The sequence below is a fragment of the Nonomuraea sp. KM88 genome (assembly GCF_052245635.1).
In the GTDB taxonomy this organism is placed as follows: domain Bacteria; phylum Actinomycetota; class Actinomycetes; order Streptosporangiales; family Streptosporangiaceae; genus Nonomuraea.
In genome coordinates, this window is sequence record NZ_JBQQCC010000011.1 from 340,120 (window position 1) to 366,786 (window position 26,667).

At 68.8% G+C, this 26,667-nt stretch carries 30 protein-coding genes; 13 read left to right on the forward strand and 17 right to left on the reverse strand.

Annotation, left to right across the window (positions count from 1 at the left end; all coding sequences use genetic code 11):
* Positions 1–5: 5 nt before the first annotated feature.
* Positions 6–938 carry an ectoine/hydroxyectoine ABC transporter substrate-binding protein EhuB gene (ehuB, locus tag ACTWPV_RS30765; protein WP_443154453.1) on the reverse strand — a complete coding sequence of 311 codons (933 nt, stop codon included), beginning with the start codon at positions 936–938 and terminating at the stop codon, positions 6–8.
* Positions 939–1,586: 648 nt separating this feature from the next.
* On the opposite strand from ehuB, the gene ACTWPV_RS30770 reads away from it, so the two are divergent.
* Positions 1,587–1,847, forward strand: coding sequence for a type II toxin-antitoxin system Phd/YefM family antitoxin (locus ACTWPV_RS30770; RefSeq protein ID WP_443154454.1), 261 nt, complete (start codon positions 1,587–1,589; stop codon positions 1,845–1,847).
* A 243-nt stretch (positions 1,848–2,090) separates the two neighbouring features.
* Here the strand turns inward: ACTWPV_RS30770 and ACTWPV_RS30775 are convergent, their stop codons facing one another.
* The gene (locus ACTWPV_RS30775) at positions 2,091–3,125 is read right to left on the reverse strand and encodes a DUF5937 family protein (protein ID WP_443154455.1); all 1,035 of its coding nucleotides are present in this window, start codon (positions 3,123–3,125) and stop codon (positions 2,091–2,093) included.
* 114 nt (positions 3,126–3,239) lie between these two features.
* On the opposite strand from ACTWPV_RS30775, the gene ACTWPV_RS30780 reads away from it, so the two are divergent.
* On the forward strand, positions 3,240–4,406 hold the full coding sequence (locus ACTWPV_RS30780) for an MFS transporter (protein WP_443154456.1): 1,167 nt from the start codon (positions 3,240–3,242) through the stop codon (positions 4,404–4,406).
* Between the two features lie 158 nt (positions 4,407–4,564).
* Entirely contained in the window at positions 4,565–6,007 is a 1,443-nt protein-coding gene (gene proS / locus ACTWPV_RS30785) for a proline--tRNA ligase (RefSeq protein ID WP_443154457.1), read from the forward strand.
* On the opposite strand, the gene ACTWPV_RS30790 is transcribed toward proS, so the two are convergent.
* Positions 6,001–6,357, reverse strand: coding sequence for a winged helix-turn-helix transcriptional regulator (locus ACTWPV_RS30790; RefSeq protein ID WP_443154458.1), 357 nt, complete (start codon positions 6,355–6,357; stop codon positions 6,001–6,003). The two genes, proS and ACTWPV_RS30790, sit on opposite strands and share 7 nt — an antisense overlap.
* A gap of 81 nt (positions 6,358–6,438) precedes the next feature.
* Here ACTWPV_RS30790 and ACTWPV_RS30795 point away from each other — a divergent pair, with 81 nt between their 5' ends.
* Positions 6,439–7,074, forward strand: a complete 636-nt coding sequence (locus ACTWPV_RS30795) for an NAD(P)-dependent oxidoreductase (protein ID WP_443154459.1) — start codon at positions 6,439–6,441, stop codon at positions 7,072–7,074.
* On the opposite strand, the gene ACTWPV_RS30800 is transcribed toward ACTWPV_RS30795, so the two are convergent.
* A complete protein-coding gene (locus ACTWPV_RS30800; RefSeq protein WP_443154460.1) occupies positions 7,055–7,786 on the reverse strand; it encodes an aminoglycoside phosphotransferase family protein in 732 nt (243 codons plus the stop codon). The genes ACTWPV_RS30795 and ACTWPV_RS30800 overlap by 20 nt on opposite strands.
* A 316-nt stretch (positions 7,787–8,102) precedes the next feature.
* On the opposite strand from ACTWPV_RS30800, the gene ACTWPV_RS30805 reads away from it, so the two are divergent.
* Positions 8,103–9,509 (forward strand): hypothetical protein, encoded by a 1,407-nt coding sequence (locus tag ACTWPV_RS30805; protein WP_443154461.1) that lies wholly within the window; start codon positions 8,103–8,105, stop codon positions 9,507–9,509.
* On the opposite strand, the gene ACTWPV_RS30810 is transcribed toward ACTWPV_RS30805, so the two are convergent.
* From ACTWPV_RS30810 to ACTWPV_RS30825, 4 genes are all read right to left on the reverse strand, one after another.
* Positions 9,499–10,689 carry an FHA domain-containing serine/threonine-protein kinase gene (locus ACTWPV_RS30810; protein ID WP_443154462.1) on the reverse strand — a complete coding sequence of 397 codons (1,191 nt, stop codon included), beginning with the start codon at positions 10,687–10,689 and terminating at the stop codon, positions 9,499–9,501. The genes ACTWPV_RS30805 and ACTWPV_RS30810 overlap by 11 nt on opposite strands.
* The gene (locus ACTWPV_RS30815; protein WP_347645874.1) at positions 10,690–11,727 is read right to left on the reverse strand and encodes a hypothetical protein; all 1,038 of its coding nucleotides are present in this window, start codon (positions 11,725–11,727) and stop codon (positions 10,690–10,692) included. It abuts the gene before it with no gap.
* Positions 11,728–11,748: 21 nt separating this feature from the next.
* A complete protein-coding gene (locus ACTWPV_RS30820) occupies positions 11,749–12,726 on the reverse strand; it encodes a protein phosphatase 2C domain-containing protein (protein ID WP_443154463.1) in 978 nt (325 codons plus the stop codon).
* 83 nt (positions 12,727–12,809) lie between these two features.
* Positions 12,810–13,511 (reverse strand): vWA domain-containing protein, encoded by a 702-nt coding sequence (locus tag ACTWPV_RS30825; protein WP_443154464.1) that lies wholly within the window; start codon positions 13,509–13,511, stop codon positions 12,810–12,812.
* Between the two features lie 317 nt (positions 13,512–13,828).
* On the opposite strand from ACTWPV_RS30825, the gene ACTWPV_RS30830 reads away from it, so the two are divergent.
* A complete protein-coding gene (locus tag ACTWPV_RS30830) occupies positions 13,829–14,728 on the forward strand; it encodes an aminoglycoside phosphotransferase family protein (protein ID WP_443154465.1) in 900 nt (299 codons plus the stop codon).
* A 47-nt stretch (positions 14,729–14,775) separates the two neighbouring features.
* On the opposite strand, the gene ACTWPV_RS30835 is transcribed toward ACTWPV_RS30830, so the two are convergent.
* The 3 genes from ACTWPV_RS30835 to ACTWPV_RS30845 form a co-directional block, all read right to left on the reverse strand.
* Positions 14,776–16,284 (reverse strand): alpha/beta fold hydrolase, encoded by a 1,509-nt coding sequence (locus ACTWPV_RS30835; RefSeq protein WP_443154466.1) that lies wholly within the window; start codon positions 16,282–16,284, stop codon positions 14,776–14,778.
* A gap of 147 nt (positions 16,285–16,431) precedes the next feature.
* Positions 16,432–17,367 (reverse strand): DUF6924 domain-containing protein, encoded by a 936-nt coding sequence (locus ACTWPV_RS30840; protein WP_443154467.1) that lies wholly within the window; start codon positions 17,365–17,367, stop codon positions 16,432–16,434.
* A gap of 28 nt (positions 17,368–17,395) precedes the next feature.
* Positions 17,396–18,199, reverse strand: a complete 804-nt coding sequence (locus ACTWPV_RS30845) for a helix-turn-helix domain-containing protein (RefSeq protein WP_443154468.1) — start codon at positions 18,197–18,199, stop codon at positions 17,396–17,398.
* 84 nt (positions 18,200–18,283) lie between these two features.
* Here ACTWPV_RS30845 and ACTWPV_RS30850 point away from each other — a divergent pair, with 84 nt between their 5' ends.
* Positions 18,284–19,687, forward strand: coding sequence for an MFS transporter (locus ACTWPV_RS30850; RefSeq protein ID WP_443154469.1), 1,404 nt, complete (start codon positions 18,284–18,286; stop codon positions 19,685–19,687).
* A 48-nt stretch (positions 19,688–19,735) separates the two neighbouring features.
* Here the strand turns inward: ACTWPV_RS30850 and ACTWPV_RS30855 are convergent, their stop codons facing one another.
* Positions 19,736–20,335, reverse strand: coding sequence for a chloramphenicol phosphotransferase CPT family protein (locus ACTWPV_RS30855; protein WP_443154470.1), 600 nt, complete (start codon positions 20,333–20,335; stop codon positions 19,736–19,738).
* A gap of 250 nt (positions 20,336–20,585) precedes the next feature.
* On the opposite strand from ACTWPV_RS30855, the gene ACTWPV_RS30860 reads away from it, so the two are divergent.
* On the forward strand, positions 20,586–20,945 hold the full coding sequence (locus ACTWPV_RS30860) for a beta/gamma crystallin domain-containing protein (protein ID WP_443154471.1): 360 nt from the start codon (positions 20,586–20,588) through the stop codon (positions 20,943–20,945).
* A gap of 234 nt (positions 20,946–21,179) precedes the next feature.
* Positions 21,180–21,428 (forward strand): SCO4226 family nickel-binding protein, encoded by a 249-nt coding sequence (locus tag ACTWPV_RS30865; protein ID WP_347650938.1) that lies wholly within the window; start codon positions 21,180–21,182, stop codon positions 21,426–21,428.
* Positions 21,429–21,497: 69 nt separating this feature from the next.
* On the opposite strand, the gene ACTWPV_RS30870 is transcribed toward ACTWPV_RS30865, so the two are convergent.
* Complete coding sequence (locus tag ACTWPV_RS30870; RefSeq protein WP_443154472.1) at positions 21,498–22,148, reverse strand: class I SAM-dependent methyltransferase; 651 nt, start codon at positions 22,146–22,148, stop codon at positions 21,498–21,500.
* Positions 22,149–22,288: 140 nt separating this feature from the next.
* Complete coding sequence (locus ACTWPV_RS30875; RefSeq protein WP_443154473.1) at positions 22,289–22,465, reverse strand: hypothetical protein; 177 nt, start codon at positions 22,463–22,465, stop codon at positions 22,289–22,291.
* Between the two features lie 122 nt (positions 22,466–22,587).
* Here ACTWPV_RS30875 and ACTWPV_RS30880 point away from each other — a divergent pair, with 122 nt between their 5' ends.
* From ACTWPV_RS30880 to ACTWPV_RS30890, 3 genes are read left to right on the forward strand one after another with little or no spacing between them, the layout of a single operon-like run.
* A complete protein-coding gene (locus ACTWPV_RS30880; protein WP_443154474.1) occupies positions 22,588–22,833 on the forward strand; it encodes an Imm53 family immunity protein in 246 nt (81 codons plus the stop codon).
* On the forward strand, positions 22,803–22,907 hold the full coding sequence (locus ACTWPV_RS30885; RefSeq protein WP_443154489.1) for a hypothetical protein: 105 nt from the start codon (positions 22,803–22,805) through the stop codon (positions 22,905–22,907). Before ACTWPV_RS30880 ends, ACTWPV_RS30885 begins: the two co-directional genes overlap by 31 nt.
* A gap of 55 nt (positions 22,908–22,962) precedes the next feature.
* The gene (locus ACTWPV_RS30890; RefSeq protein ID WP_347650942.1) at positions 22,963–23,484 is read left to right on the forward strand and encodes a hypothetical protein; all 522 of its coding nucleotides are present in this window, start codon (positions 22,963–22,965) and stop codon (positions 23,482–23,484) included.
* Positions 23,485–23,690: 206 nt separating this feature from the next.
* Here the strand turns inward: ACTWPV_RS30890 and ACTWPV_RS30895 are convergent, their stop codons facing one another.
* The 3 genes from ACTWPV_RS30895 to ACTWPV_RS30905 form a co-directional block, all read right to left on the reverse strand.
* Positions 23,691–24,425 (reverse strand): class I SAM-dependent DNA methyltransferase, encoded by a 735-nt coding sequence (locus tag ACTWPV_RS30895; RefSeq protein ID WP_443154475.1) that lies wholly within the window; start codon positions 24,423–24,425, stop codon positions 23,691–23,693.
* A 172-nt stretch (positions 24,426–24,597) separates the two neighbouring features.
* Complete coding sequence (locus ACTWPV_RS30900; RefSeq protein ID WP_443154476.1) at positions 24,598–25,026, reverse strand: hypothetical protein; 429 nt, start codon at positions 25,024–25,026, stop codon at positions 24,598–24,600.
* 390 nt (positions 25,027–25,416) lie between these two features.
* The gene (locus tag ACTWPV_RS30905; protein WP_443154477.1) at positions 25,417–25,938 is read right to left on the reverse strand and encodes a hypothetical protein; all 522 of its coding nucleotides are present in this window, start codon (positions 25,936–25,938) and stop codon (positions 25,417–25,419) included.
* A gap of 186 nt (positions 25,939–26,124) precedes the next feature.
* On the opposite strand from ACTWPV_RS30905, the gene ACTWPV_RS30910 reads away from it, so the two are divergent.
* Positions 26,125–26,541 carry a hypothetical protein gene (locus ACTWPV_RS30910; protein ID WP_443154478.1) on the forward strand — a complete coding sequence of 139 codons (417 nt, stop codon included), beginning with the start codon at positions 26,125–26,127 and terminating at the stop codon, positions 26,539–26,541.
* Positions 26,542–26,667: the final 126 nt, after the last annotated feature.

Genomic DNA, 26,667 nt, shown 5'->3' on the forward strand with positions numbered 1-26,667 from the left:
TCGCGTCAGGAACCCGCGCAGAGCTGCTGGGCGGTGAGCTTGGCGGCGTTGTCGACCTCGGTCTTGGTGAAGCCGAACTTCTCGATGAGCGGCAGCACGCCGTTCGAGTCCTGCAGCTTCTTCAGCTCGGCGTTGAACGCATCGATGAGCCCGGTGTCCTCCTTGCGGAAGCCGAACCCGCCCGCGCCGACCTGCTCCTTGCCGTCGACGACCGGCACGAACGACTCGGTCACCTCCAGCGGCTCGTCCGCGTACTGCTGTTGGAGCGTCCAGCGCAGCGAGACGGCGGTGAGCGCGATGGCGTCCACCCGGCCGGCGAGGATGCCCTTGAAGGCCGCGTTCTGGTTGGGGAAGACCTGGATCTGGCCGCCCTTCACGCCACCGGCCTCCGCGTAGCCCTTCTCGACGGCGCCTTCGAGCACGCCGACCTTGGCGCCGCCCTTCGCGATCTCCTCGAAGCTGGTGATCTTCTTCGGGTTGCCCTTGGCCACCAGGAACGCGGTCGTGCCGGCGTAGTCGGGGTTGGAGAAAGCGATCTCCGAGCACCGCTCGGGGGTGATGAACATGCCGGCGGCGATGAAGTCGTACTGCTTCGACTGCAACCCGGGGATCAGGGAGCCGAAGGAGTCGACGATCTGCGCTTCCATGGTGTCCACGCCGAGCGCCTTGAAGATCACGCGGGCCACCTCTGGGGCCTCGCCGGTCAGGTTGCCGTCCTTGTCGCGGTAGCCGTACGGCTGCTCGTTGGCGATGCCGACCTTGATGGTGCCCGTCTGCTTGAAGCGGGCGAGGGGGTCAGCGCTCTGTGAGGCGCTGGTGGTGCCGCCGTCGTCGACGCGGCTGCAACCGGCGATGAGGGCGGGGCCGCCGACGAGGGCCGCCGCAGCGAGTCCCGAGCTTCTCAAAAAATCCCGACGCGTCCAACGGTTGGCCGTCACGCTTTACTCCCGTTCGTGCCGTTGTCGTTACTATGTTCATCCGAACGGATCATCAACCGCCGTTCGGTTTCCTCTGCGAAAGGGGAAGGCCCGGAGGTACCGTGGCCGCGCGATGCGCTCCGCCGCTTCGGCGCCGCTCGTAGACACCCGGCCCCGCGCACGCGGGCAGGGCCTCCATGCGTACGTCGAACCGGCGATGCGTTTCGCCAACATGGGCCCCGAACCTAGCGGACGGACCTGTGTGCTCCTCCGAACCGGCTTCGGTCCGCGATGTTTGAGGCCCCGGCGTCACCGGGTAGGGAAAACGGCTTATCCGTTTTCCGAGTCGCCTGGTGGGTTAAACTTCTTGCCCCGTGCGCATACTACCCAGCCTGAGCTGGGGGAACGTCGCCGCTACCGTGATCTCCCCATCCTGCCGAAACGCTTTCGAGGCCGTCACGGGATGATCTCAAACAGAGCACGGGGCGCTTGTCCAGAGAGAAAATATGTGATTCGCGTTACGTGACATTGATGTCAACCTGTGACCTGGGCAAACCCACCCGTCCCACCGTCACCACGTGCGCGCGCACTGGCAATGTCCCAGGTCAAGCAAGTAGAACTTGGCACACTTGGACTGGATAACGCCTTTGACATCAGACAATCTGCTTCATGAAGGTGATGACCGCCACCGAAGCCTCCCGAAGCTTGGCCGCCGTCCTTGACCAGGCCGAGCACGAGGAGACGATCGTGGTGACCCGCGGCGGGAAGCACATCGCCGTGATCGGCCCCGCACCCGTCGTACCAGGGCGCATGGTCAAGGCGTTTCTGGCCAGAAGCGCGGGGACACTCGACGATGATTTCGAGGCCGATGTAGCGGCGGCCCGTGAGGCGGTCGATGACGAGATGAGGGGCACATGGCCCGACGCCTGATCCTGGACACGGTGGTTCCCCGCTAAGAGCCGGCCGTCATCCCCGGCGAGGGCTTCACGAGCAGCGTCACCACCGCCGCGAGCAGCGGGATCGCGACGGTCAGCAGGCCGATCGACGTCCACGGGGTCCCGAACGACACCCGCGGCGGCGCATCCCAGCCGGGCGAGGGGCGGCCAGCGCGGTCATCGCGTGCTCCGGTGAGAACCTCACGACGAGCGCGCCCGGCCGGGCCTGGCCACCGTCTCAGGCCTCCTGGCCGAACCGACCGGGACCGGGGTGGGCAGCGTCCTCCGCTCCGCGGTCGACACCGACGGCCCGAAGTCCTGATCCGGCGACGAGGGCGTCGCCGAGTTCCGAGCGTAGATAGAGGACCGAGCGGCCGTGGCGGGCGCTGGCGAGGAGGCCGGCAGCGCGGAGGGTGCGCAGGTGCTGGTTGACGGCCGAGGGGGTGACGCCCAGGCGGCCGGAGAGTTCGGTCGATGAGGCGGGGGTCTCAAGCATGGTGAGCAGCCCCGCCCGGGTGGCGCCCAGAAGGTCGGTGAGCACCCCTGGGGAGTGGCGGGGCTCCGGTTGCCAGAGCGTGCCGACGCCCCGAGTGCCGTACATGATCAAAGGGGGCTCGGACGGGGAGATGGGGACGGTGGCGGCCCGGCTGAAGAGGGTCGGGACCAGGGTGAGGCCCTCGCCGCTGGTGGAGCGCCGGTAGCGGGTGTCGCTGATCAGCCGCATGCGTACGACGCCGTCCTTCAGCTGAACGCGCTCGCTGAGGTCGGCGAACATCGCGGCCAGGCCGTGGGCCGAGATGACCTGGCCGCGGTGGACCACGTCGGCCTGCAGGACCGCGCGCATTCTGGGCCACCAGGGCACGAAGCAGGTGCGCCAGTAGTCCCGCAGCGCGTCCAGGATGCGGGCCGACGGGTCGCCGCGCAGCGGCTCCGGGAGCCGGGGGTGGAGGGCGCGCAGGTCGTCGAGCACCCGGTCCACGGGCACGCGGGCGACTGTGGCGAGCTCGTCGTCGATGCGGGTAAGCGGGGCGTGGGGGCGGGGTGACAGGTAGTCAGGTGTCCACATGTCGTCGTTGGTGAGCGCCCGCAGCAGGGGCACGTCCAGGGTGGATCGGGCCTGCTCCGTGCGGCGCAGCCAGGGCAGGTGCACGGGATAGCGCCCAGGGTCGCGGAACGTGCGCAACGACAGCGTGAGCTCGTTGAGCGGCGAGATGGCGAAGCGGACGTCGGCCACGTCCATCCCCGCGAGGCCGTACTCGATCAGCCCTGCCATGAAGCCAGACGCTACATCAATTGGCGACAAAGGCCCTATTGCTGGATAAAGGCCCGCGTGATCCAGACCTTTTTCCCTAAGGACCGCGTCGCCCGCTCACTGACCGTAAGCACTATGGCGTTCGCGCTCTCCAGCGGCGTCTTCTACACCGTCAGCACGCTGTACTTCACGCTCGTCATCGGGCTCAGCGCGACGACGGTGGGTCTCGGGCTGGGCATCGCGGGCGGCACCGGGGTGCTGGCCTCGTACGCGGGAGGGTGGCTGGCTGACCGGGTCGGCGCGCACCACGTCCAGACGGTGGCGACAGGGCTCAACGGGGTTGCGCTGCTCGCCTACACGTTCGTCTCCGACGCCGTCGTGTTCACCCTGATCGCCTGCCTGGCCGTGATCACGCGTTCGGTGGGCTCCTCGTCGAAGCAGGCGATGCTGGCGCGGTGGTACACCGGCCCGGAGCGGGTCGAGGTCCGGGCCAGGATGCGCGTGGTCACGAACGTCTTCATCGGCCTGGGCACGGTGGCTGCTGCGGCGGCGCTCCTCATCGGCACCGCGCCGGCATACCGTGTGGCGGTGGTCGTCGCCGGCGTCTTGCTGCTGGCGGCCACCGTGCCGCTGGCCGGGCTCGGGCGTCAAGTGCCGGAGCTCGCAGCCAGGATGACCGCCGTCAGGGAGCGCACCGCGTCCACCGGGCCTTCGCCGCTCAGGGACCGTACGTACATCGCGAGCGTGGCGTGCAACACCGTGGTGGCCACGCAGTTCGGCCTGCTGACCGTCGGCATGCCGCTCTGCGTGGCCACCACCGAAGCGCCCACCGCCATCGTCTCCGTGCTACTCGTCCTCAACACCGTGGTCGTGGCCGCACTCCAGGTGCGCGCCTCGCGCGGCACCGACGACGTGCGTAAGGCCGGGCGCACGGTCAGACGTGCTTCGTGGCTGCTCGCGATGGCATGCGGTCTCTACGCCCTGGCCGGCTACGGAAACATGATCGTCGCCTGCGTCCTGTTCGTCCTGGCCGCGTTCACCCACACCATGGGTGAGATCCTGGGTGAGGCGGGTGGCTGGGGCATGGCCTTCGAACTGGCCGACCAGCGCAGCGCCGGCGCCTACCAAGGCCTCAGCCAGACCGGCTACGCGATCGCCGCCATGTTCTCCCCGATCCTCGCCACCACCGCCGTCGAACACGGCACTGCGGGCTGGGTCGGCCTGGCCGCCCTCTTCGTCCTGGCCGGCGCGGGCGCCGCCGCGGTGGCCCGGCACGCAGCTATGATGATCCCCGCCGACTAGCGAAGAGACGGAGCTGCGAGGAGTCACCGCTTATGTGCGGTGCGGCGGCGGATCTCGGTGAGCGCTGTGTTGGCCAGTTGACGGCGTCGAGTCCTCTCGTGGAGGTCGTCAGATATCAAATAGAGGGCGCCCGCAGCTACGCGCGATATTCTCCGGTCATGGGACGTGACGAACGTGGTGTGACTCCTCAGGATGAGGACTTCTCGGCCTGGTACAACGAGCTCGTCGCCAAGGCGCAGCTCGTCGACAGGGGCCCGGCCAAGGGCACCATGGTCATCCGACCGTACGGCTACCGCCTGTGGGAGCTCATCCAGGACGAGCTCGACCGCCGGATCAAGGACACCGGGCACGAGAACGCCTATTTCCCTCTCCTGATCCCCGAGAGCTACCTCCGGCGCGAGGCCGATCACGTCGAGGGGTTCTCGCCCGAGCTCGCCGTCGTCACGCACGCCGGCGGCAAGGAGCTCGAGGAGCCGCTGATCGTCCGGCCCACCTCGGAGACGATCATCGGCGAGATGATGGCCAAGTGGGTCTCCTCCCATCGCGACCTGCCGCTCCTGCTCAACCAGTGGGCCAACGTCGTGCGCTGGGAGCTGCGGCCGCGCATGTTCCTGCGCACGACGGAGTTCCTCTGGCAGGAGGGGCACACGGCGCACGCCGACGAGGCCGACGCGATGCGCGAGACGATGCTGGCGCTCGATCTCTACACGGAGGTCGCGCGGGACGTCGCGGCGATCCCGGTCGTGCCGGGCGAGAAGACGGCCGGTGAGCGGTTCGCCGGCGCGGTCCGCACGTTCACCATCGAGGGCATGATGCGGGACGGCAAGGCGCTCCAGGCCGGCACCTCCCACTACATGGGCACCAACTTCGCCAAGGCCTTCGACATCCAGTACACCTCGGAAGCCGGTCAGCTGGAGCTGTGTCACACCACGTCATGGGGCATGTCGACGCGGATGATCGGCGGGGTCATCATGACCCACGGCGACGACAAGGGGCTCGTCCTGCCGCCCAGGCTGGCCCCCTACCAGGTGGTCATCGTGCCCATCGGACGCGGCGAGCAGGGCACGCAGACCGCGGCCGCGGCGCGGGAGCTCGCGGGGCGGCTCAAGGCGGCCGGGGTGCGCGTCCACGTCGACGATCGCGCGCAGCTCTCGCCCGGTTTCCGGTTCAACGACTGGGAGCTGCGCGGAGCTCCCGTACGGCTCGAGCTCGGCCCGCGCGACCTCGAGTCCGGCACCGTGGTGATGGTCAGGCGGCTCGGCGACGAGGGCAAGCAGAGCATCCCCCTGTCGTCCGCGCCGGAGCTCCTTCCCGGCGTGCTCGAAGACTTCCAGGCCTTCCTGCTCCGGCGGGCCACCGAGTTCCGCGACGCTCACACCGTGACGGTGGACACCTGGGACTCCTTCGCGGAGGCCGTCGCGTCGGGATGGGCGTTGGCGTTGCACTGCGGCAAAGCCGCGTGCGAGGCCGACATCAAGGGCAAGGTCGCGGCGACTCCGCGCTGCGTTCCGCTCGACGGCGCCTCCGAGACCGGGCAGTGCGTGCTCTGCGGCGATGCCTCCGCCTACGGCAAGCGGGTCATCTTCGGGCGGGCCTACTGATTCTCGCGGGCGTCGATCAGCTCGTCCATGTGCGTCTCCGCCCAGGCACGCGCCGCGTCCAGCAGCCCGAGCAGGCTCCGGCCGAGCGGGGTCAGCGCGTAGTCGACGTGCCTGGCGGGCCCGGCGTGGACCGTACGGACGACGAAGCCGTCGCGTTCCAGCGCCCGCAGCGACTTCGTGAGCACTTTGGGGGTGATGGTCCGCAGCGGTACGAGGAGTTCGGAGAACCGCCGGGGACCCTCTTCGAGGCACTGGATGATCATTCCCGCCCATTTGTCCCCGATCCTGATCGGCATCAGGCCGGAGGGGCAGACCGGGTCGAACATCTCCGGATCCAGCGGCTGCGTCACGGAACCACCGTAACCGCGCTATCCGCGCGGTAACCACGGCCCCGGCTACCTTGGCGCAGCACATCGGAGAAGAGGTGGACCATGGGAAAGATCATTGTGTTCGGTGCCGGTGGGCGCGCTGGGCGTGCGGCCGTCGGCGAGGCCCTTCGCCGCGGCCACCAGGTCACCGCGGTCGTCCGCGACCCGGACAGGCACCGGCACCTCACGGGCGCCGCAGTCCGCGCCGGCGACGTCACCGCGGCCGGCGCGGTCGCCGGCCTCGCGGCCGGGCACGACGCCGCGATCATGGCCGCGTACGACGCCGGCGCACGGCCCGACGCCTTTTTCCCGGCCGCCGCCCGCGCCCTGCTCGACGGACTGACACGGGCCGGGGTGGGCAGGCTGGTCGCCGTCGGCCTCGCGGCGACGCTCGAGACCGCCGACGGCACACCGTTGATGGACACCCCAGGCTTTCCTCAGGAATTCCGCCCCATCTGCCTGGGGCACGCGGCCGCGGCGGCCGTGCTGCGCTCCTCGGACGACCGGATGGACTGGCTGATCGTCAGCCCGGCCGGCGACTTCGACCACGCCGGCGCACGTTCCGGCCGCTATGCCGTCGCAGCCGTCGACATGACCGGTCGCATCTCCTACGGCGACCTGGCGGTCGCCCTGCTCGACGAGATCGACAACCCTCGCCACCATCGCACGCACATCGGCGTCACCGCAGCGCCGCGGTGAAGTGAGGGCGGTTGGCGCTGGTAAAGGCGTGTTCGCGCTCGGACCAGGCGATGCTCTCCTCCGGGTCGGCCGACCCGTGAGCGGGGCCGGTCAGGCGCCCGGTCCACCACCGGATGTTGCGGGACTGGCGGTCGAGGATCGCGTCGACGACGGCGGCGCGGCGCTCGGCATCGAGTCCGTAGGCGTCGGCGAGGACCCGCACCTGGGCGGCCTGTTCGCCGGCAGGCGGCGCGGTGCTCTTGGACGAGACGCACCACGTCCAGGCCATGTAGCCGATGTCCTCGAGCGGATCGCCGGGGGCGGCGGTGTCGAAGTCGATGAAGGCGACCGGCAGCCCGGCGCGGAACACCGTGTTGTTCGGCCCGGGATCGTGATGGCAGACGACCGGGTGCTCGCCGGTGAGCCCGCTGCCCCGCGTGGCGTCGTGCAACGAACGGAGCAGCACGCCGGCCGCGGCGACCTGGGAGTCGCTCCAGCGCCGGAACGTGGCCGGCACCCAGCCGGGCAGGTAGCTGAGAACGTCACGGCCGGCCAGGTCGCGTCCGAGATGGCGCGGCGCTCCCTGGAACCGGCAGCGCTGAAGGTGCGTGAGCAGCCGGGCGACGAAATCGGACGAGTCGGTGGCGGGGCGCCGAACCGTATAGGCGACGCGGACGACGCCCGGGGTGATGCGCCCTCCGGTCAGGGGAATTTCGGCGGGGACGTCGCGCATGGCGGGGAGTTCTCCTGGCTGTTCCGCAAACGCTCCGCATGACGAAGCCCGTTGTCGGGCCTCATCGATCACGTTTTAATGACAAAGAGTTTAGGCGCCCGTCGACCCAGGGAGGGGAAGCGTGCGACCGACATTCTGGAGAGCGCGGTCAAGGCATCAGTGACGGGTGGGAGTCCAGATGTATGACGAACCGGCACCGGCACCCTCACTCGCAGCGCGCGTCTGGAACCTCTTACGCCAGGTGGGGGCACTTTTCCGCCGCAAACTCGTGGTGATCGTCGTTGTTGTCGCCGTACTGATATCCACAGTCGTACTCGTGAATTACACCCAGGGGTGGTGGCCCTGGGGCGGTTGCGAAACGCAGAGCGAGGACGTCGTCGCCATCGACGGCGAATGCGTCGGGCTGATGGACCCGGCCGACGGGACGATGGTCCTGGGCGAGGAATACCGGCCGCTGCTCGAGGTCATCGCGGCGGAGAACCGCAAGGTCACCGAAGGCACCGACTACAGCACGATCGCGCTCATGGCCCCAATGGGGGCGGGCCCGCGCGGGCTGGTCGGAGATCGTGCTCTCCACCAGCTCGAAGGGGCGTTCATCGGCCAGTACCGAGCCAACCAGTCCGAGACGTTTCCCAAGATCCGGCTCGTGCTCGCCAACACCGGCCACGACGGCTCGAAGTGGCGTACGGCGGTGCAGGCGGTGCGGAAGAACGCCGCGACGGGCGCGACGGGCAGTCCCGGTCAGATCGTCGCGGTCACCGGAATGGGCCCGAGCCAGCAGGAAAGCATCGACGCCGCGCGGGCCCTGGCCAAGGATCCCGGAATCCCGATGGTGGCCGACTTCATCACCGCGGCCGGATTCAACACCACCGGCGAGATCGACGGCGGCGGACCCATTCCCGGTCTCACCCGCACCGCGGTCAGCACCTCTGCCCAGCTCGAAGCCATCGCGAAAGAGCTCAAGGACAAGAAGGTCAAGGGCAGCGCGGCGCTGATGTGGGCCGACGTGACCCCGCAGGGCACCAAGGACCTTTACGCCCTGTCGTTGAAGGACGCCTTTCTCGATCCGGAGCTCGGGCTGAAGCCGTACGTCGACGAGTCCGGGCTCAGCTTCCCCTTCGACCCGCGCGGCGGCCCCTCGCTCCTCCGGACCATCAGCGACACGATCTGCGGCACGAAGACCGACATGATCTTCTACGCCGGCCGCCAGACGTTCATGCCGACGTTCCTCAAGCTCCTGCGCAACCGGCCCTGCCGGTCCACGCCGATCACCGTGGTCACCGGTGACGACGCCCAGAACCAGGATCCGGAGGACCCGTCGCTGCACGACCCGGAAGCGCCCATCAAGGTGATGTTCGTGCCGCTCGCCGACCCCAAGCGGCTCGACCACGAGGACAACGAGCACCGCCAGCTCTACCAGCAGTTCCGTAACGAGTTCGTGGCGCCCCACCATGGCGAGACGTTCTCCGCGGCGCACCTCGGCAGCGGCTTGGCGATCATGGCGTACGACGCGGTGACCGCCGCCGCCACCGCGGTGCAGAAGGCCGCCATCGGCGCCGACCCGTCCCAGCTCAGCCTGCCGTCCACCGCGGCGGTGCGCGGGCAGCTCTACCTGTTCACCGGCACCAACGTCATCCGCGGCGCCAGCGGCGCCTTCACCCTCGACTCCAAGACCGGGGAACGCGTGAACGTCACCGCGCCCACGCCCGTGACTATCCCGTAACGGCGACCACGGCCATCAGCGCCACCGCCGCGACGAGGAGCAGCAGCAGCCACCAGCGTGCGGCGGGCATCCGGCCGAGCCGTACGCGCTCCAGCTCCCCCGCCTCGGTGAGGCGGAGCACCGCCGTGCCGATCGTGAACCGATCACCCGGTCGCAGGGTCGCGTAGAGCACGGGGCTGCCGTCGATGTACGTCCCCAGGCCCCCGCTGTGGTCGTGCAGCCGGTACCCGGCGCTCACCTTGCGGACGGTGGCGTGCGCCGGGGCGATCCCCTCCTCGTCGATCACGATGTCGGCCGCGGGCCCGCTGCCCAGCGTGGTGGTCTCCTTCAGCGTTCCGATGACGGCCGACAGGATCCGGGTGCGGGGCACCGTCGCCTGCGCGTTCTCCGACTGGTGCCCCACGAGGCGGCCGAGCAGTTCCATGGTGGTCGGCCGCCGCGCCGGATCCTTGGCGAGGCAGTCGGCGATCAGCGAACGCAGCGGCTCGGAGATCACCGTCACGTCGGGGGTCTCGTTCAGGACCCGGTTGATGATGACGGCCACGTTGCTGCCCGCGAACGGCATCCTGCCGGTGGCGGCGAAGTACATGGTGGCCGCCCAGGCGTGCACGTCGGCGGGGAAGCCCACTTCGGCGTCGGCCCCCACCACCTGCTCCGGCGCGAGATAGCCGGGAGTTCCCACGGGCGTGGTGATCACGGCGGTCGCCTCGAGGGCCCGGGCGACCCCGAAGTCCACGACCCGTGGCCCGTCCGGCCCGACGATGACGTTGGCGGGCTTGAGGTCCCGGTGGACGACTCCCACGCCGTGGATGGCCGCCAGCGCGGTGGCCGTATAGGTCGCCAGCCGTTCGAGCGCGGGCCCCGACAGCGGCCCGTGGTTGTCGACGAGCTTCTGCAGGGACGGGCCTTCCACGTACTCGCTCACGATGTACGGCTGGTCACGGTCGATGGCGGCGTCGATGATCATCGCGGTATAAGCCCTGGGCACCCGCGACGCGATGGACACCTCGTCCGCGAACCGCCTGCGCGCCCTCGGGTCGGCCGCCCCCTGCGCGTGGATGACCTTGATCGCGACCCGGCCGGCCTCGCTCTGCCCGAGGTAGACCGTCCCCTGACCGCCGGCACCCAGACGGCCGAGCACCTCGTAGGGCCCGATGTGCCGTGGCTCGCCGGTGTCCATTCACGCTCCCAACGTGACCGCTACGACGACGGCGATCGCCGCCAGGACGACGAGCAGCACCACGACCGCCCCGCGCCGGCCCCGCGAGCCGTCCCCCACCGCGGACCTCCCCCGCCGCCACGCCTCGCGCAGGTTGGAGTCGGTTTCGACGTAGATGCGTTCGGGAGTGACGAGCCACTGCCACGACTCGCCGGCCGCCCGCCATCGCGCGGTGTCCACTGATTCCGGTGAACCGTCCAGACACTGCCTTATCAGGCGGCGGTGCCGCAAGGGCAGCACCCTGGCGAGCGCGGCCTCGTCGGGCGACCACGCCTCGGCGCTCTCCTGGAGGCACCGTACGACGGCCCAGGCGAACTTGTAGTAGTCGGACTCCTGGGTGAACGCGCCTTCACGGGGGAGTTTCCACTGCTCGGGATCGGCCTCCGCCAGGGCGCCGCGGCCCCCGGCCGGCAGGCAGGAGTCGCAGTCCAGCAGGTACACCGCGGGAGCGGGGTCGATGGTGAAGACGGCGTTGCGCAGTTGCAGATCGCCCACCACGTAGCCCTGCTCGTGCAGCCACTGGACCGTCGCGAGCAGCTGCCCGAGGACGGCCAGTTTGTAGGGCGGCTCGTAGTAGCGCGTGCCGTAGTGATCGCGAAGGGCACTCACCCGCTCGGGCGAGCGCGTGAGCTCATCGAGGTGCCGCGGCACCAGCCGGTCGCGCAGCTCGACGAACATCTGCCTGGGAGCGGGCCTGATCAGGATGCCGGTGATCCGGTCGTGCCGGACCGCCGCGACCGGCCACGCACAACGCTGGTCGAGCGTCGCGCGGTCGTGCCGGGGAAGTTCGCGCCGCCAGCGCACCATGGCCAGCAGGGCCTTCTCGTCCAGCCCGGCCAGCGTCTCCTCGTCGTACCGTTTGAACAGGAACCGGCCTGGGACGCCGCTGACCCCGCACGGCGCCAGGCTGCGCGCCTGGCCTCCCGGGCGCAGGGAGTAGGCATCGGCGTCCGTGGGGGGTGTCAGATCCGCTTCGTCGACCACGTCTGGGGGATTCATCGTTCTGCCGCCGCACTCCTGTCACAAGACGGCCGTGTCGTGGCGGCCCGCCCACAACGCCAGAACGGTCCGGTCGTCGTCGTAGGTCGACAGATGGAAACCCACATCGCGGTAGAAGCTGCGCAGCGCGGGCGGCGAGTTCCACGATGTGACGAGCTGCTGGGCGAGCACGCTGCCGCCGCCGCCCATGGCCGTCCCGAACCCGTCGCTGCACAGGACGAGCACATCGCCCGGCTGCCAGTTGATCTGCCGTTCGCGCAGCTCGCCGAGGTCGTCCGGCAGGGCGGACGTGACGTTGTCCGGTCGCCGCCCGTCCGGAGGGAACAGCTCGGTCCACGTCCCGTCGTGGAGCCACAACGCCGGCGAGTCGCCGATGGCCGCGCAGGCGGCGATCCCGCGCCCGCCGTCCGCGGGGACCACCGCGATCGTCAGCGTCGTGGCGGGCGGATCCGTCCCCCTGCCGGCTGGTTGGCTGACGGGGCCGGCGAACCGGGCGGTGGCGCGCACGACCTCCCCGGCGATGGTGGCGAAGGCCGCGTGCCAGCCGGGCTCGGGAGTCAGGGCGAGGTTCGTGGCGGCGCGTACGGCCACCGCGGCGGCGTGTTCGGCGTGCGGCGTGCTGCCCAGCCCGTCGGCCACGGCCGCGATGACCCACCGTCCGTCCGCGCTCAGCCGTACCGCGTAGGCGTCCTGGAGGGGCTCGCCTCGGTAGCGATGGCGCCGCCCGCGGATGCTCACGGCGCGGATCGTGGTCTGCGCGAGCATGCCGCCGTCGAGCGCGACGCCCGGGGCGCGCGAATCCGCGCCGCCCGCCAGCAGGACCGGCAGCGGCTGGGGAGGCGGGCCGAGCGGCGTCCTGCCGTCGACGGCGGCAGCGGTACGGTTCCTGCGCGCCAGCACGAACCGCCCCAGGAGTACGGCGCCGGCGCCGGCGACGCCGGACAGGATCCACAGCGGCCAGCCCTCCTGCGCCGGGCTGGGCGTCACGGTCACCGTCACCGTCGGCTCCGGTGACGGAGCAGGCCGCGCTCCCACCGGACCGATGCCGATGACCAGGAGTAATCCCGCCAGCGCCGCTTTGATCATCTCAGCTGCCGCATCCCCGCGGGCCCGCGTAGAACGGCCGTGTTCCTGTTGACGGAGGCGCTGATGCTGTCGGACACGGCCTGCGCGATGCCGTGCAGCACCGTGGCCGCACCTGTCGCGACCTCGCCCGCGAAGGCCAGCACGTCACCTCTCAGCGTGGTGGCGACCCGTCGCAGGGTGTCCTCCTGCACCGTCCCGAAGCCGAGGGCCACGATGTACGGGGCCGGGTCGAGGCTCGCCAGCCGGTCGCGCGCGGGGCCCCAGATCTCGACGTCCTGATGGTTCGCGCCGACGTACGGCTCGCCGTCGGTGATGAAGAAGACCACCGGCGCCCGTACGTCGAAGTGCCTGGACAGCTTCCTGTGGTCCTTTTCGATGATCTTCACGAGCCCGCGGAAAGCCGCCAGGTAGTCCGTCTGCATGCCGGGCCTCAGAGCCGGGACCCTGATCGCGTCGCACGGCCTGGTCAGCGGAAGCACCACCTCGACCTTGTCGGCGAAGGACACCACCGCGACGTGCGCGGCCTCGCTGACACCCGGGTCGCCCACCTCCAGCTCGAAAAGCAACTCCCCCACGCAGTTCGACAGCACCTCGAAGGGGGTGGGCCGTCCGTCCTCGCGGGCGGTGTGCATCGAATGCGACACGTCGCACACGATGTAGAAGGGGAAGGCACGAGGGCGCCCGTTAGCCGATGTCATCGGATTTTCATCCTTATAGGGATTACCGGTCTTGGCAAGGTCGGCGAACGAAAGGATGCGGCCTACCGGACCTGCTCACGTCCCTCGGACACGGGCGTGCAGGTGCATGTCATGCCGGCCGTCGTCATGCACGGCGGCGCTCCGGCGCCGCGGGCGGCCGGGAGCACCCAGTAGGCGACCCCGGCCACGGGAGCGCGGAACAGGCGGTACAGCAGTGGCCACGCCGGCGCGGAAATCCGTTCGACAGGCAAGCCTGCGGTGCACTGTGATGGTGCGGCCGCCCGCCGCGCGGAGCGGGCCGATCTCAGGAGTTGCTCTTGGCGACCTCGGGCACCGCCGGCTCCCGGTCCACGATCACTGACGCGCTGGCCAGGAGGCTCGTCGACACGCAGTTCCCGCAGTGGGCCGGGCTGCCGCTGAAGCTGCTGGACCCGGCCGGCTCCGACCACGTGATCTACCGGCTGGGCGAGCAGCTGTCCGTGCGGCTGCCCCGCCACGCCGGCGCCATCGGGCAGGCCGCCAAAGAACTCGAGTGGCTGCCCCGGCTCGCTCCCCACCTGCCCCTGGCCATCCCGGTGCCGGTGGGAGTGGGCGAGCCCGACTTCGGCTACCCGTGGCGGTGGGCGGTGTCGCGCTGGCTGGAGGGCGAGGTGGCGACCGTCGAGGCGCTGGCCCACTCGTCCGCGGCGGCCGTGCGACTGGCGGAGTTCCTGGCCGCCCTCCAGCAGTTCGCGGCCGATGACGTACGGACCCTGCAGGTCCGCGACGACCTCACCGGGCAGTCGTTGAAGAGCCGCGATCAGGCGACGCGGGCCGCCATCGCCCAGGTCGGCGACGTGTTCGACGCCACCGCCATGACCGGCCTGTGGGAGAGAGCCCTGCACGCCCCCGCATGGGATCGCCCGCCGGTCTGGTTCCACGGCGACTTCCACACCGGCAACCTGCTGACCGTCGACGGCCGCCTCAACGCCGTCATCGACTTCGGCGGGCTCGGCATCGGCGATCCGGCCTGCGACCTCACCATCGCCTACACCCTGATGTCGGCCGGCAGCCGGGCCGCCTTCCGCGCCGCGCTCGGCGTGGACGACGCCACCTGGACCCGCGGTCGCGGCTGGGCCCTCACCACCGGCCTGAACGCCTACACCTCCTACGCCGCCGTCAACCCGAGGATCGCCGCGCAGACCGCCCGTCAGATCACCGAGGCCCTCATCGGCTAGGTCGGCAGCGGGCTGATCCCGCCGCCGCCGGCGAAGACGTGGCGGGGCTACTGGCCGAAGGGGACGCCGTCGAAGGTGCCCGAAAGGGATGGGCGGGTGGAGAACGCCGCCCAGGTCAGCGCCACCTCGTGGGTGCGTCCGCCGGTCTCGGCGCGGAGCGTGGCGGTGGCGCGGCCCTCCGGAGTGAGCTTGATCGGCCCGCTCACCCGCAGGTCGCGCACGAACCGCACCTCGTCGAGTGTGATGTCCTGGCCGAAGGTGACCAGGCCGCCGCGTAGCCCCGCCTCGTCCCGCACGCTGGTGTAGGCGTGACCGTTGGGGTTGTGGCGGGCGGTGGCGTCCGCGGCGGTGGCGAAGGTGGCCGCGAGCACCCGCCGCTGGGCGACGCTGAGGTTGCGAGCCGTCTGTGGCGGCACGTCCCCGACGGTCTTCGGGAAGGCGCCGAGGGCACGATAGTTCTCGCCGGTGCACTGCGAGTCACTCACCTGCCTGGTGGTCAGGAAGGTACGCAGCATGCCGCGCACGCAGTCACCCATCGGCGACGCGAAGGAGGTCAGCGCATGAGGCCCGAAGGGGACCCGCACGACGGTCGCGTTCGGGAAGGCCCGCAACGATCGGGCCACTTCGGCGGGGCTGTTCTGGTCGATCTCCCCCGCCATCACCAGGACGGGCACGGCGGGCAGCGCCAGTCCAGGTGGGCGTGGCGGGCTGTGGCGCGGAGTCGGCCAGTAGATGCACGGCTCGACGCTGCCGATTCCCGAAGGGAAGATGTCGGTGATCCGATAGGGCCCCAGCGGGCGTGCCCGCTCGTAGTAGCGCTCGGCCTGGACCTGCCGCTCGGCCGCCGAGGCGCGCCGGTCGAAGGGGAAGGTGCCGTCGCCGCAGCGAAAGCCCAGATATCCGGCAACGTACGCATCGTTGGCCGGGGGAAGCGCCGCGGGAATCAGCCGGGCCAGGCGGTGCAGCGGAGCCGGGTCGCCGTGCAGGTAGGCGTCCGCGGCCGCGGTGGCCTCCCGGCCGAACACCGGCTCCCACACGTTGCTGAGTGCCACGGTCTGGAACACCGACACCTCGGGGTCGGGCCGCTTCCGCAGCCGGTCCACCAACCGCGTCCACGCGTCGGTGGCGCTGCCCGGCAGCGCGTCGCACGCCTTCGACCGCGCGCAGACGAGATCGAGTTGGCGAAGTCTGGACCAGTAGTTCTTCCAGCTCGCGTACCCGTCGCGGTTCACCACCACAGAGCTGTCCAGGAAGATCGCGTCCAGGCCGGCCGGATAGCGGGCGGCGTACGCCTGGGCGTACAGGGTGCCGCAGGAGTTGCCGTAGAAACTCACCTTGCCCAGACCGAGCGCCCTCCGAATCGCGTCGAGATCGTGCGAAGCCTGGTCGGCGGTGAAGTACGCTCCGCGGCCCCACGCTCTTGGCGCAGGCGGCGAGGGACTCGGGCTTGTCGAGGCCGGCTCCCGGGCAGTGCAGCGGCGAGGACTTCCCCATCCCGCGCGGATCCATGACCTCAGGGCCGCGACCAGCGTTGATCCCAAGGCTTCTGCGATCATGCCGACAGCTTCGCCTGCCGTGCACCGGATGTCTTCGGCCTGGCGGAGGATTCCCTCTGGGAGCCGGCTCCCAGAGCCGTCAGCGAACCTGGGATGATCTCAGCGCCCTGACCAGCCGCCTCTCCGACCGGACGCGCCCGCGTCGCGTCAGGGGCGTTCCCACCACGGCTGCACGCCCTCCTCGGCGACGAACTCGTGGAAGTCCATGTTGGCGATCTCCAGGTTGCACGCGAGCGACCCGGCCATGCGGCATGGGAGAACGGCGGATTGCCCGGGCGTGTCGTACAGGTCGACCACGGTCAGCGGCCGGCCGGGCTCGGCGAAGGAGCGGCCGTCGGCGAGCGCGACCAGCGTGGTGTGCTCCTCGGGCGGCACCAGCGCCGGGACCTCGCCGGGCTGGAGACCCTCGAAGGCCCGGTCGTCGACGACCAGCGCCGCCAACGGTGCGTCGTCGTCGATCGCGTCCTCGTCCATGCCGACATGGCCGTCCTCGTCGGCCCCGCCCAGCTCGTCCAGCAGGGCGCGCCAGCCCTCCTCGTCGTCGAAGGAGGTGCGGACGAGCAGGGCGAGGTCGGTCGAGGGCAGCGCGGGGAACGACCGGTGCGGCGGCGCCGCCGGCACGGGGAAGGCGGGCCGGCCGCCATCACCGAGGTAGACGCCCGACCGGTCCATGTCGCGTACCAGGTCGTCGAACGCGAGCGTGCCGGATCGCAGGGCCGCCAGGATCTCGCCGAGCCGGTCCGGCGCGACCTGGACCCCGCGACCGGGGATCGCCGCCAGGTCCACCAGCAGGGGCCCGTCTCCGCCGTACACCACCGGGATGTCCACCAGGACGGCGACCGGCGGCACGGGGCCGCCGTCCGGGATGAGCGCCGGGACGTTGCCTCCGTGCAGGTAATCCCATCCGGAATCCTCGACAGGGCGGAGCCGCATCCCGCTGTCCCCGAGAACGAGCACGTCGCCGTCCCGGCGCCCGCCGATCTCGTGGAGCAACCCGCCGAACAGAGCCTTACCGTCCTCGTAACACGTGCAGACCAGCAGCACCTCGCCGGGCGCCGGCTGGGGAAGCTCGGGGCGGGACATGGATCCTCCGAAGACGAGATCGAAAAGGTCACGGGGACGGCCGGCACGGGCCGGCGTCCGGGGAGAGAAGGGCACGGACCCGGCCGGGAGTGTGACCCAGCTCGTCGCGCATCACCCTGGTCAGGTGGGCCTGGTCGCTGAAGCCTAGGCCGGCCGCGAGCGCCGCGAGGTCCGTCTCGCCCTGGTCCAGGCGCGTCAGCGCGCGGCTCACCCGCACGCGGTTGCGGTAGCGGCTCAACGGCATGCCCACGTGATGGCGGAAGGTGTGGCTCAAATGGGATGGGGAGGTCCGCAACCGCCGGGCCAGGGCTGTCAGGCTGGCGCAGCCCGGCTCGTCAGCGACGATCGCCTCCCGGGCCCGGTCCGCCAGCTCCCGCCGGCCGGGCGGGGACACGTCCTGGGGCTGCTCGCGCAGGGCCGGCAGGAGGAGGTCCAGCAGAGCCTCGACGGCGGCGAAGCCCGGGTCGGCGCCAGGACGCAGCAGCAGGCGGTGGGCGAGTTCGAGCCGCGCGTCGACCCGGACCGCGGGAGAACGGACCGCATCGAGCCCGGCCGTCAGCACATCGCCGGTGAACGTGATCGACGTGCACACGTCACCGCCCGCCGGATGGGCGAAACGGATCTCCTGCCCCGGACGGTGCAAATAGCCGGTGGTGGGCTCGACCGTCAGCTGCCGGCCCTGGGACTCGAGGCGGAACCGGCCCCGCCGCACCAGCACGATCTGGGCGGCGGACGACGTCTCGGGAGCCGACCAGCCGGCGTGGTCGTCCGCACACTCCACCGCGCTGACCACGAAGTGTGGGCTCTCGATCAGCCTTCTCGCCGTACGCACCGGACAACCCTAAGCAACACCACCGACAGTTTCGTCCGCATATTTCTTCAAGACCGGGCGGCGCGAACGGCCGATGCTGCGTACATGGTTACTGTTGTTCCTCAGTCGGTGACGGCTGCCGGCCGGGGCCGGATGCTGGCCGTGCTGCTCACCGGGCAGGCCATGGCGTCCATGGACGGGTCGATCGTGTCCGTGGGCGCGGTGACCATTCGCGAGGGCCTGCACGCCAGTGGCGCCGAGATCCAGCTGATCGTGTCGGGCTACCTGCTGATCACCGGCGTGCTCCTGGTCACATGCGCGCGGATCGGCGACGTCATCGGGCACAGGCGCGCGTTCCTGCTGGGGCTCGGCTGGTTCACCGGGGCGTCGCTGCTGTGCGGGCTGGCCCCTGACCCGACCGTGCTGGTGCTCGCCCGCATCGCCCAGGCCATGGGTGCGGCACTGCTCACGCCACAGATCTTCTCGCTCATCCACATGCACTGGGAGGGCGCGGCACGCCGCAGGGCGATCGGCGTCTACAGCATGGTGCTCGCCCTGGGAGTCGCGCTGGGGCAGGTCATCGGAGGGCTGGTCGCCGGCGCCGACCTGTTCGGCCTCTCCTGGCGGCCCATCTTCCTGATCAACATCCCGATCGGCGTGATCCTGTTGACGGCCGGCCCGCGCGTCCTGCTGAACTCCCGCACCGACCAGCCGGTACGCCTCGATGTGGCCGGGGTGGCCCTCCTGACCGTCGCCATGACGGCGCTCACCGTCCCGCTCATCTTCGGCCAGGACTACGGCTGGCCCACGTGGGCGTGGATCTCCCTGGCGTGCGGTGCCGCGCTGCTGGTGGCGTTCGTCCGCCACGAAGCCGGAGCGCCGCACCCGCTGCTGGACCTCGCGGCGCTGCGGCCGGGCGGAACCAAGTCAGGGCTGGCGGCCTGCTGGATCATCATGGGGTGCTACACCGTTTTCCTGCTCACCCTGACCCTGCACCTCCAGACCGCGCTCGGCTACTCCCCGCTGGAGGCAGGACTGGCGTTCGTCCCGTACGCCCTCGGCTTCGGCACGCTCAGCCTGAGCTGGAGCCGCTACCCGCAGTGGCTGCAGAACGCGCTGCCGATCGCCGGACCGATCATGTTCGCGGCAGGGTCGGCCCTGGTGGTGCTCCTCTACCGTGACGAGTGGAGCCCGCTCGGCTCCATCCCGCTGCTGCTCCTCGCCGGGGCCGGCCACGCCGCCGGATACAGTCCGCTGATCGCGCAGATCACCTCCCTGATGGAGGCGCGGTTCGCGTCAGCGATCTCGGCGCTGAACGCCAGCGGCCCGCTGCTCGCCGGGGTGACCGCCGTCGCCGGGCTCGGAAGCGTCTACTTCGCGGCGCCCTCCTCCGCCGACGGCCTCCTGCGCGTGGTCACCGCCGGCATCGTCCTCGCCGCGATCGGTACGGCCTGCGCCATCCGGGTCGCCCTGCTGGCCCGGCGTACCGTACGAGAAGGTGCGAACTGAGGTGCGGGACGGTGGTCGCGGTCGGCCACGTGCGGGACCGCACAGGGTTCACCGCCTGTCCGCGTGACGCAGCAGGACGGCCCTGGCCAGGTCCGCGGGTGTCCCCGTGCTGGTGTCCACCGTCACGTCATAGGCGACGCCATGGTCGTGGACCGTCCGGAAATGCCCGCGTGCCAGACCGGGTGGGTTGCGGCGCCCCGTTTCTCGTTGCTCGGCGACCGCCAGCGGACACATCACGCCCACGAGCAGGACATCGAGACCGGCCAGCGCTTCCATCCACATCGGCAGCAGGTCCGGGGTCAGCAACATCTCGTCGATGACGACGTCGTCGCCGCCGCGGGCGAAGGAGGCCGCGGCGGTGCAGGCCGAACGGATCATCCGGCGGCCGACCGGGCCGTAGCGGATGACCACGTGGGGATGGCCGTCCTCGTCCTGAGTGGTGCGGTCGTACCAGAAGCCGGACCTGCTGAGCGGGCCGTCGCGTCCGCCGCCCCAGTCCGGGGGGACGAGGCTGAACAGGGTGTCGATTCCCCAGTAGACGAAGGGGATGTCGCTCTCGTCCTGGATGGCCCGGGCCAGAGTGGTCTTGCCGGCGCTCGATGTCCCGTTGAGGAAGATGACGCGGCCTTGGCGTCCGGCGTATGGCACGCCGGCCACTGTAGTCGCCACCAGGAGCGTATGCCGCTCGTCTTCGTACGTTCGGGGCCGTCTATCGGTCTTGCGCCACCAATCTGGCGAATGGCATCAATCCCCTGAGCCACGCCGGCGGCGAAACATTTCGAAATGAATCTCCGGGGAATGCCGACGTGATCCCGTTTTCGAGTGGTGCGAGCGCGACGTTCGCGGACGCCCTGTATGATCCCTCTCCTGTGTGATCACTCCCCGAAAAGAGAAGGTTATGAAGTCATACCTCCGTAAGGCCCTCGCCGGTTGCGCCGCCGCACTGGCGGTCATGGTGGCCTTCCCCACGCCCGCATTCGCTATCAACCACGCGGACTGCAACGTGAGTTACAGCCGTGAATTCTTGCAGATCTTCAACGGTACGGACCGCCACTGCTTCGCGAACGGCGGCACGATGAACGTGGCCATCTACGGCGTGGGCCTGATCTCCGCAGGCAACAACAATGTGGCAATCGAATACATCGATGACTTGGGAGGGCCCGCCAGAGCCATGCTGCTTCCCAAATGGAACCTCTGGGATGGCTCATCGCAGAGCAGCGGCAACATGCACAAGGTGTACCGAATCAGGATCGTTTAGGTCACATCCCGTGACAGCCGGCCGGACGGTGAGCACCTTCAACGTGCGGTTCCTCACGGCCATGCCGCTTCACACCGCCGGTCGGCGGCGGGAACATCAGTGCGTCCGTGTCCCTGCGAATCACGGGAAGACGGCACCGGCACGCGCCTTCTTGGCGAAGTTTTGAGGACCGGTCCGCCAGGGGCCGCCATAGGCTGGAGAAGATCCGCAGATCACGCCTCCGAGGAGGAAGCCATGGCGAAGTTCATGGACGTGCATCACGGCATGAAGGGCATCACCGACGAGCAGCTCCAGCAGGCGCACGCCGCCGACCTCGCGATACAGAGAGAGGAAGGGGTGACCTTCCAGCACGCGTGGGCCGACCCTGAGGAGGGCGTGGTCTACTGCCTGTCGGAGGCGCCGGACGCGGATGCCGTCCAGCGCATCCACCAGCGGGCGGGGCACCCGGCCGACGAGATCCACAAGGTGCCGCTGACCGCCTGACCGCCTGACCGGCGAGCGAGGGCGTCGGACGACTCCGCCGGATGATCAGATGATGGCGCTCGCCGAGTTTCAGCCGGTCTTGCCGGCCAGCAGGAACACCCTCGGGAAGCCGCGCCTCGCATCCTGGTCGCCGGGAAACACCAGCCGGGCCGTCTCGACGATGCCCCGCTCGCGGAGCATGCCGGAAACCATGTCGGTGGACCATCTGTAGGCCGGCGCAACGGCGTGATCGTACGGCTCAGCCTCCTGTGACGGCTCGTCAGTCCCCGAGAAGGACAGCAGCACATACCCGCCGGGTGCGAGCACGCGGCCGAACTCGTCGAACACCTCGGGCACCCGCTCGGGCGGAGTGTGGATGATCGAGTAGTGGCTGAAGACGCCCCCGACGCTGCCGTCGGCGAGCTCCAGGGCCAACATGGAGCCGACCTCGAACGGGAGGCCGGGATGCTCCTGGCGGGCCTGTGCGATCATCTGCGGCGACAGGTCGATCCCGAACGCGTGGAGCCCGCGCGCGTGGAGGTAGGCCGTGTAGTGCCCTGGCCCGCACCCGAGATCGGCGATGGACTCGGCGTCCGTCGCCTTCACCAGGTCGGCGAACGTGTTGATGAGGGCTCGGTCCAGCGGCTGGCCCGCGAGAGGGTCGTGGAAGAGCGCGTTGTACTCGGCCGCCCTCGCGTCGTAGCCGCTGCGGGTCGTTTCGAGGAAGCCGGCTTCAGTCATAGCCGATCAAAGTACCCCACTCCGGGCTGAGATCCGGCCGATGTACGGCAGACCGGCCTTCGTCGCCGCCCTGTCGGAAGCGGACGTACCCGGGACGCTGGTGTAGGGCGTTCAAGCCGACGGGCCCGCTGTCCTCGCTCTCACTCCTCCCCGGTCTTGCGGTTCTCCGCCAGCGCGTACGAGAGGGCGATGCCGAGACACAGGGACAGCGCGATGCCGAGAACGAAGTTGTGCAGCACTACGCCCAGCCCCATACCGATCGCGATGCTCGGCCACATGCCGACCTTCCAGTTGGGGGAGCTCTTTCCGTTCGTCATGGTCCGATCTTCGTACGCGACCGTGGAGCGGCGTAGACATCGCAATCATGAGTACGACATGACAGCTGTCACACGGGGCGGGAAGCGGGGCACGCGACGGGCACGGCTGGCAGACTCACCACGTGATCACAGATGCCCTCGTCTTCCTGCAGTCTTGGTACGCCTCCTGCAGCAATGACGGCTGGGAGCACGGTTACGGCATCACCATCGACACCCTGGACAATCCGGGGTGGCGCCTGAAGATCGACCTGGTCGACACGCCTCTTGCCGGAGTCTCGCTGGACCGCCGGTGGTGGAACGCACCGAGGACGACTGGGTACACGCCTGGTGCAACGGGATCCGCTTCGAAGGAGCATGCGGACCTCTGAACCTCGGTGAGCTGCTGGAAGCATTTCGGGACTTCGCCCGCGATGCAGGTCTCACTGATGCTCAAACCGGGTAGGCGGAGGCCAGCGGCCTCGAGAAGCCCCGGCGACGGCGTCCGGCACAATCACCGCATGTTCAACTTCGGAATTCCTGGTTACAGGCCGGAATGGTTGACCAGCCGCTCGGCGATCACTGCCATTCACGGGGCGCGATTGGGCCATCTCGTCGGCAGGCGGCTGACCCGAGCTCTGGTGGTGTGGGATGTCGACGAGGACGAGTGGTTCGCCGACTGCCCGGTCCTCCTGGACTTCGAGGGCGAGCAGGTCGAGATCAAACACAGAAAGTTCGACGAGCTCTCCATCACCTGGAACACCATCGATCCAGCGCGCTCGCCGGACCGGCCGGACTTTCACCTCGCGTGGCGAGACGACGTACCGGATCAACTCACCGCACTGGTCGGGCAGCCTTGTTCCGCAGCGGAGTTGCTGATGTGGAGAAACAGGGATCTCGTGGAGGGGACGATCGTGACCTTGGGGTTCAGCTTCCCGAACGGTCAAGTGACGATCTATAACGCCCTCGATGAAAACGGCATCGAGTTCGCTCCTCCCGCCGATGCCTACGCGCGATACAGGCTCGGAACATCAGATCAGTAGGCGCCTGACGTTCGGTCTGGCCGGCCGTCGTGCTGGTGATTTGTTGGTCTGAACGGACAGCGCTTGGAGGTGAGTTTCGACAGCGGTTGAAGATCAACATGGGGCGGAATGTTGGCGAGAAACGACAGCGCCCGCTCCGCCGTGATCAGACGCGTCCTGTGCCGTCCAACCTTGAGCATGTGTCATCGAAGATCGAGTGGTGTGGATCACTGAAATGATGGACGCCGCGCGACGAAGACGAACTCTCGGCCGGGTCCGTCAGGCGCTTCGCGAACCTCCTCGACCACGTAGCCGTGCGTGGCCAGGTCCCTCTCGACCTCCTGCCGCTCACGGAAGCGCAACGTCGAGTCCGACGTCAGGATCTGGCCGTCCGCAGCGAATACGTAGGTCCACCGGAATGTCACCAGCGGCCAACTCACGTCGATGAGCTGGACCCAGCTCTCGACGGCGCCGACGTTTGGAATCTCCGTCACGCTGTAAGAGCTCTCGCGGTTCCACTCCTCCCAAGCGCGCCTCGCCGGATCCCGTGTCTCGAACACCAGGCGCCCGCCAGGCACCAGTGCTTCGTAGGCCCCCTGCAGCGTCTTCTGCCATATCTGCGGATCAACAATGGCCTGGGCGACGTTCGCCGTCATCGTCGCGAGGTCAACCCGCAGCGCCGGGAGAGTTCTCGCATCACCGCAGATCCAGCGTGCTCGCTCACTGCCCGGTTTTGCGCGAGCGACATCGATGGACGCCTGGGCGGGATCGATGCCGATGACCTCGATCCCGCGATCAGCCAGTAGGAGGCCGAACACTCCTGTCCCGCAGCCAATGTCCAGTGCTCGATGCGCCCTGAACTCTTCCGCCATCCGGACGTATGCATCGAGATCGCTGCGATCAGGGTCGAGGTGGTCGTAGATCGCGGCGAGCCGTGGATGCCCGAAGCACTCGTCAGTCATGCTGCAGAACGTATGCGGAGCCGGCTCTGGACAACCACCCGGTTTCGCGACTCCTCAGTCCGGATGCCCGAACGCATCCGCGAGCGGCTCTTCCGCCATCCGAACCACCTGCACTTCGCACCGATCAAACTTCGATGGCACGAAGTGCCAGCCATCGTTGAATGAAGCCGGGTCAGGCCGGGGTTCGCTTCTCGTGCCAGGTGTAGTAGAGGAAGGTGCTGTCGGGGCCGGTCAGCGTGCCGTGGACTTGCCAGAAGCTGTTGGGGGGAATGTCGTAGCGGAAGATTTTGTCCCCCGGCCGGTCGTCCGTGAACATGGTTTTCAACCCGTCGTTCAAGTCCCTTACGTTGATCGTGAACGTCGAGGTGTCCGGGATGTCGAGGCAGATCTCGTACGTGTACGCCTGGGGCCCGTTGATGTTGTAGAGCAGATTGTCAATGCCGGGCCTCTCGACGTTGGTGGGGACGTAGCTGTTCACCGCCCGGGTGTAGTCACCGGTGGTGCAGTCGATGGTGGAGGTGGCTGCGGACGCGGGAGTGGTGAAGGTGAGCGCGGCGCCCAGAACACCGGCGGCGGCGAGAACAGAGATCTTGCGCTTCATGCCTCTCCTATCCGTGCGGTTGCGCTCCAACTGAGTAGTTGAAGACTGAACTGATTCTTGCTTGATCAACCGCCTCCGGACAAGGCCAGGAAAAAGGTGTGCACTTCGCAGTAACGGGGTGACGCTCAGTCCCGATTCGTCGATCAACCGCGTACGCGCGGTCGGGCATAGCGACCCCCGAAGGAGTCCGGTGGCCACGAGGCAAGACCTTCGATGACGCCGTCGCGGTCACGCTCTCGCTGCGCTGATCGCTGCAGAGCGCTGCCTTCGGACTGGACGGTTCACGACGCCTACATGACCCTCCGGGCCGCGCTGAGCAACGCGGCGGCGCGTACCTTCAGATTTCCGTGACTCCAGCACCGGCGAAGGTCAACAAGGCCATCTCCTCGATCACGGGGAATGGCCTTCCGCGCGGGGCACACGCCGACCGCTCTTCCTGCCGTATCGTCTCTTCCTGCCGTATCTACGTGGACCCCGTTGACGCCCTGGGGTGGCTTGCGGTTCGTAGCCAGACCATCGGATCAAGATGATGAAGAGGCCGACGAGGATTGTGACCACACCAGAAGCGAAGGCCAGAAACGCAATGACGGACTCGCCGTCTGGATCGCCGAGTCCGGACGGTCGTCCGTCGATCCAGTCCATCGCGGGCCGTGCCTGGGTGGCGACAATCACTCCGAACGCCGTCGTGATCGCACCCAGGACATGACCAGGAGGACGCGTCCACGAGCCCATGACCGCCAGCACGAACCCGAGCACCAACGCGACGGGAACCGTTAGGAACTGGCCCATGCCCAGGGCCGTGAGCACTGCGAACCGCGCGTGCTCGAAACCGTCGCCACGTGGCCCCGACCAGAACGGCACCACTACCAGGCCGCTGAGAAGGCCGATCGCCAATAACCGGAGCATAGCCACGCACACATGATCGTGGACTGGCTGGTTGCTGTGCCACCTCAGCTGAGCATATAGCTGTACTTCGCAGCTGTACAAGATCGAAAAGGCTACTCACGATTTACCGCTGCTGACCGCCCTTAATGGCTCGCTGATGGCCCGACGATCACGCCTTGCGCTCCCGCTGCGATCGATGCCACTCTGACCGGCGTGTACGACGAGAACCTGGTGGGCCTCTGGGACAGTGGGACTTACGACCTCGGGTACATGGAGACCAGTTGGTTAGGATTTCTGCCGGATGGCCGCGGCTGGAGTGCATGGGCCAACGCCGCAGGTGGCATCGAGGTTGGTCGCTTTCGCTGGCATTGCCCAGAACCAGCAACCCTGGAGTTGCGCTACGAATGGCAGGTTTCCGGTGGTTGGCAAGACCCAGGAGATGCATCTCGATTCGGCTCGATCGACAGCCAAGGGCCATACCACGAGGTGCTGAAAACCGGCTACGTTGTCAGGCCAGATGTGACGATCTCGGAGCCGTTCACCGCTCTTCATCTCGAAGAAGATGTCAACTTCTGCTCGGCCTACGGTCTGAAACGGCGTGGGCTCTCACTCCAGGACGACCCTGCCTAGAGCAATGATCGAAACCTGTGGATCTGACGGGAAGGGGTGTACCTTCCCGAATCATCTGATCAAGGTTTCGAGATAAGGCCGACGCGCCAACGTCGGTCGGGAAGGCACACCCGTGCTCACCGTAGT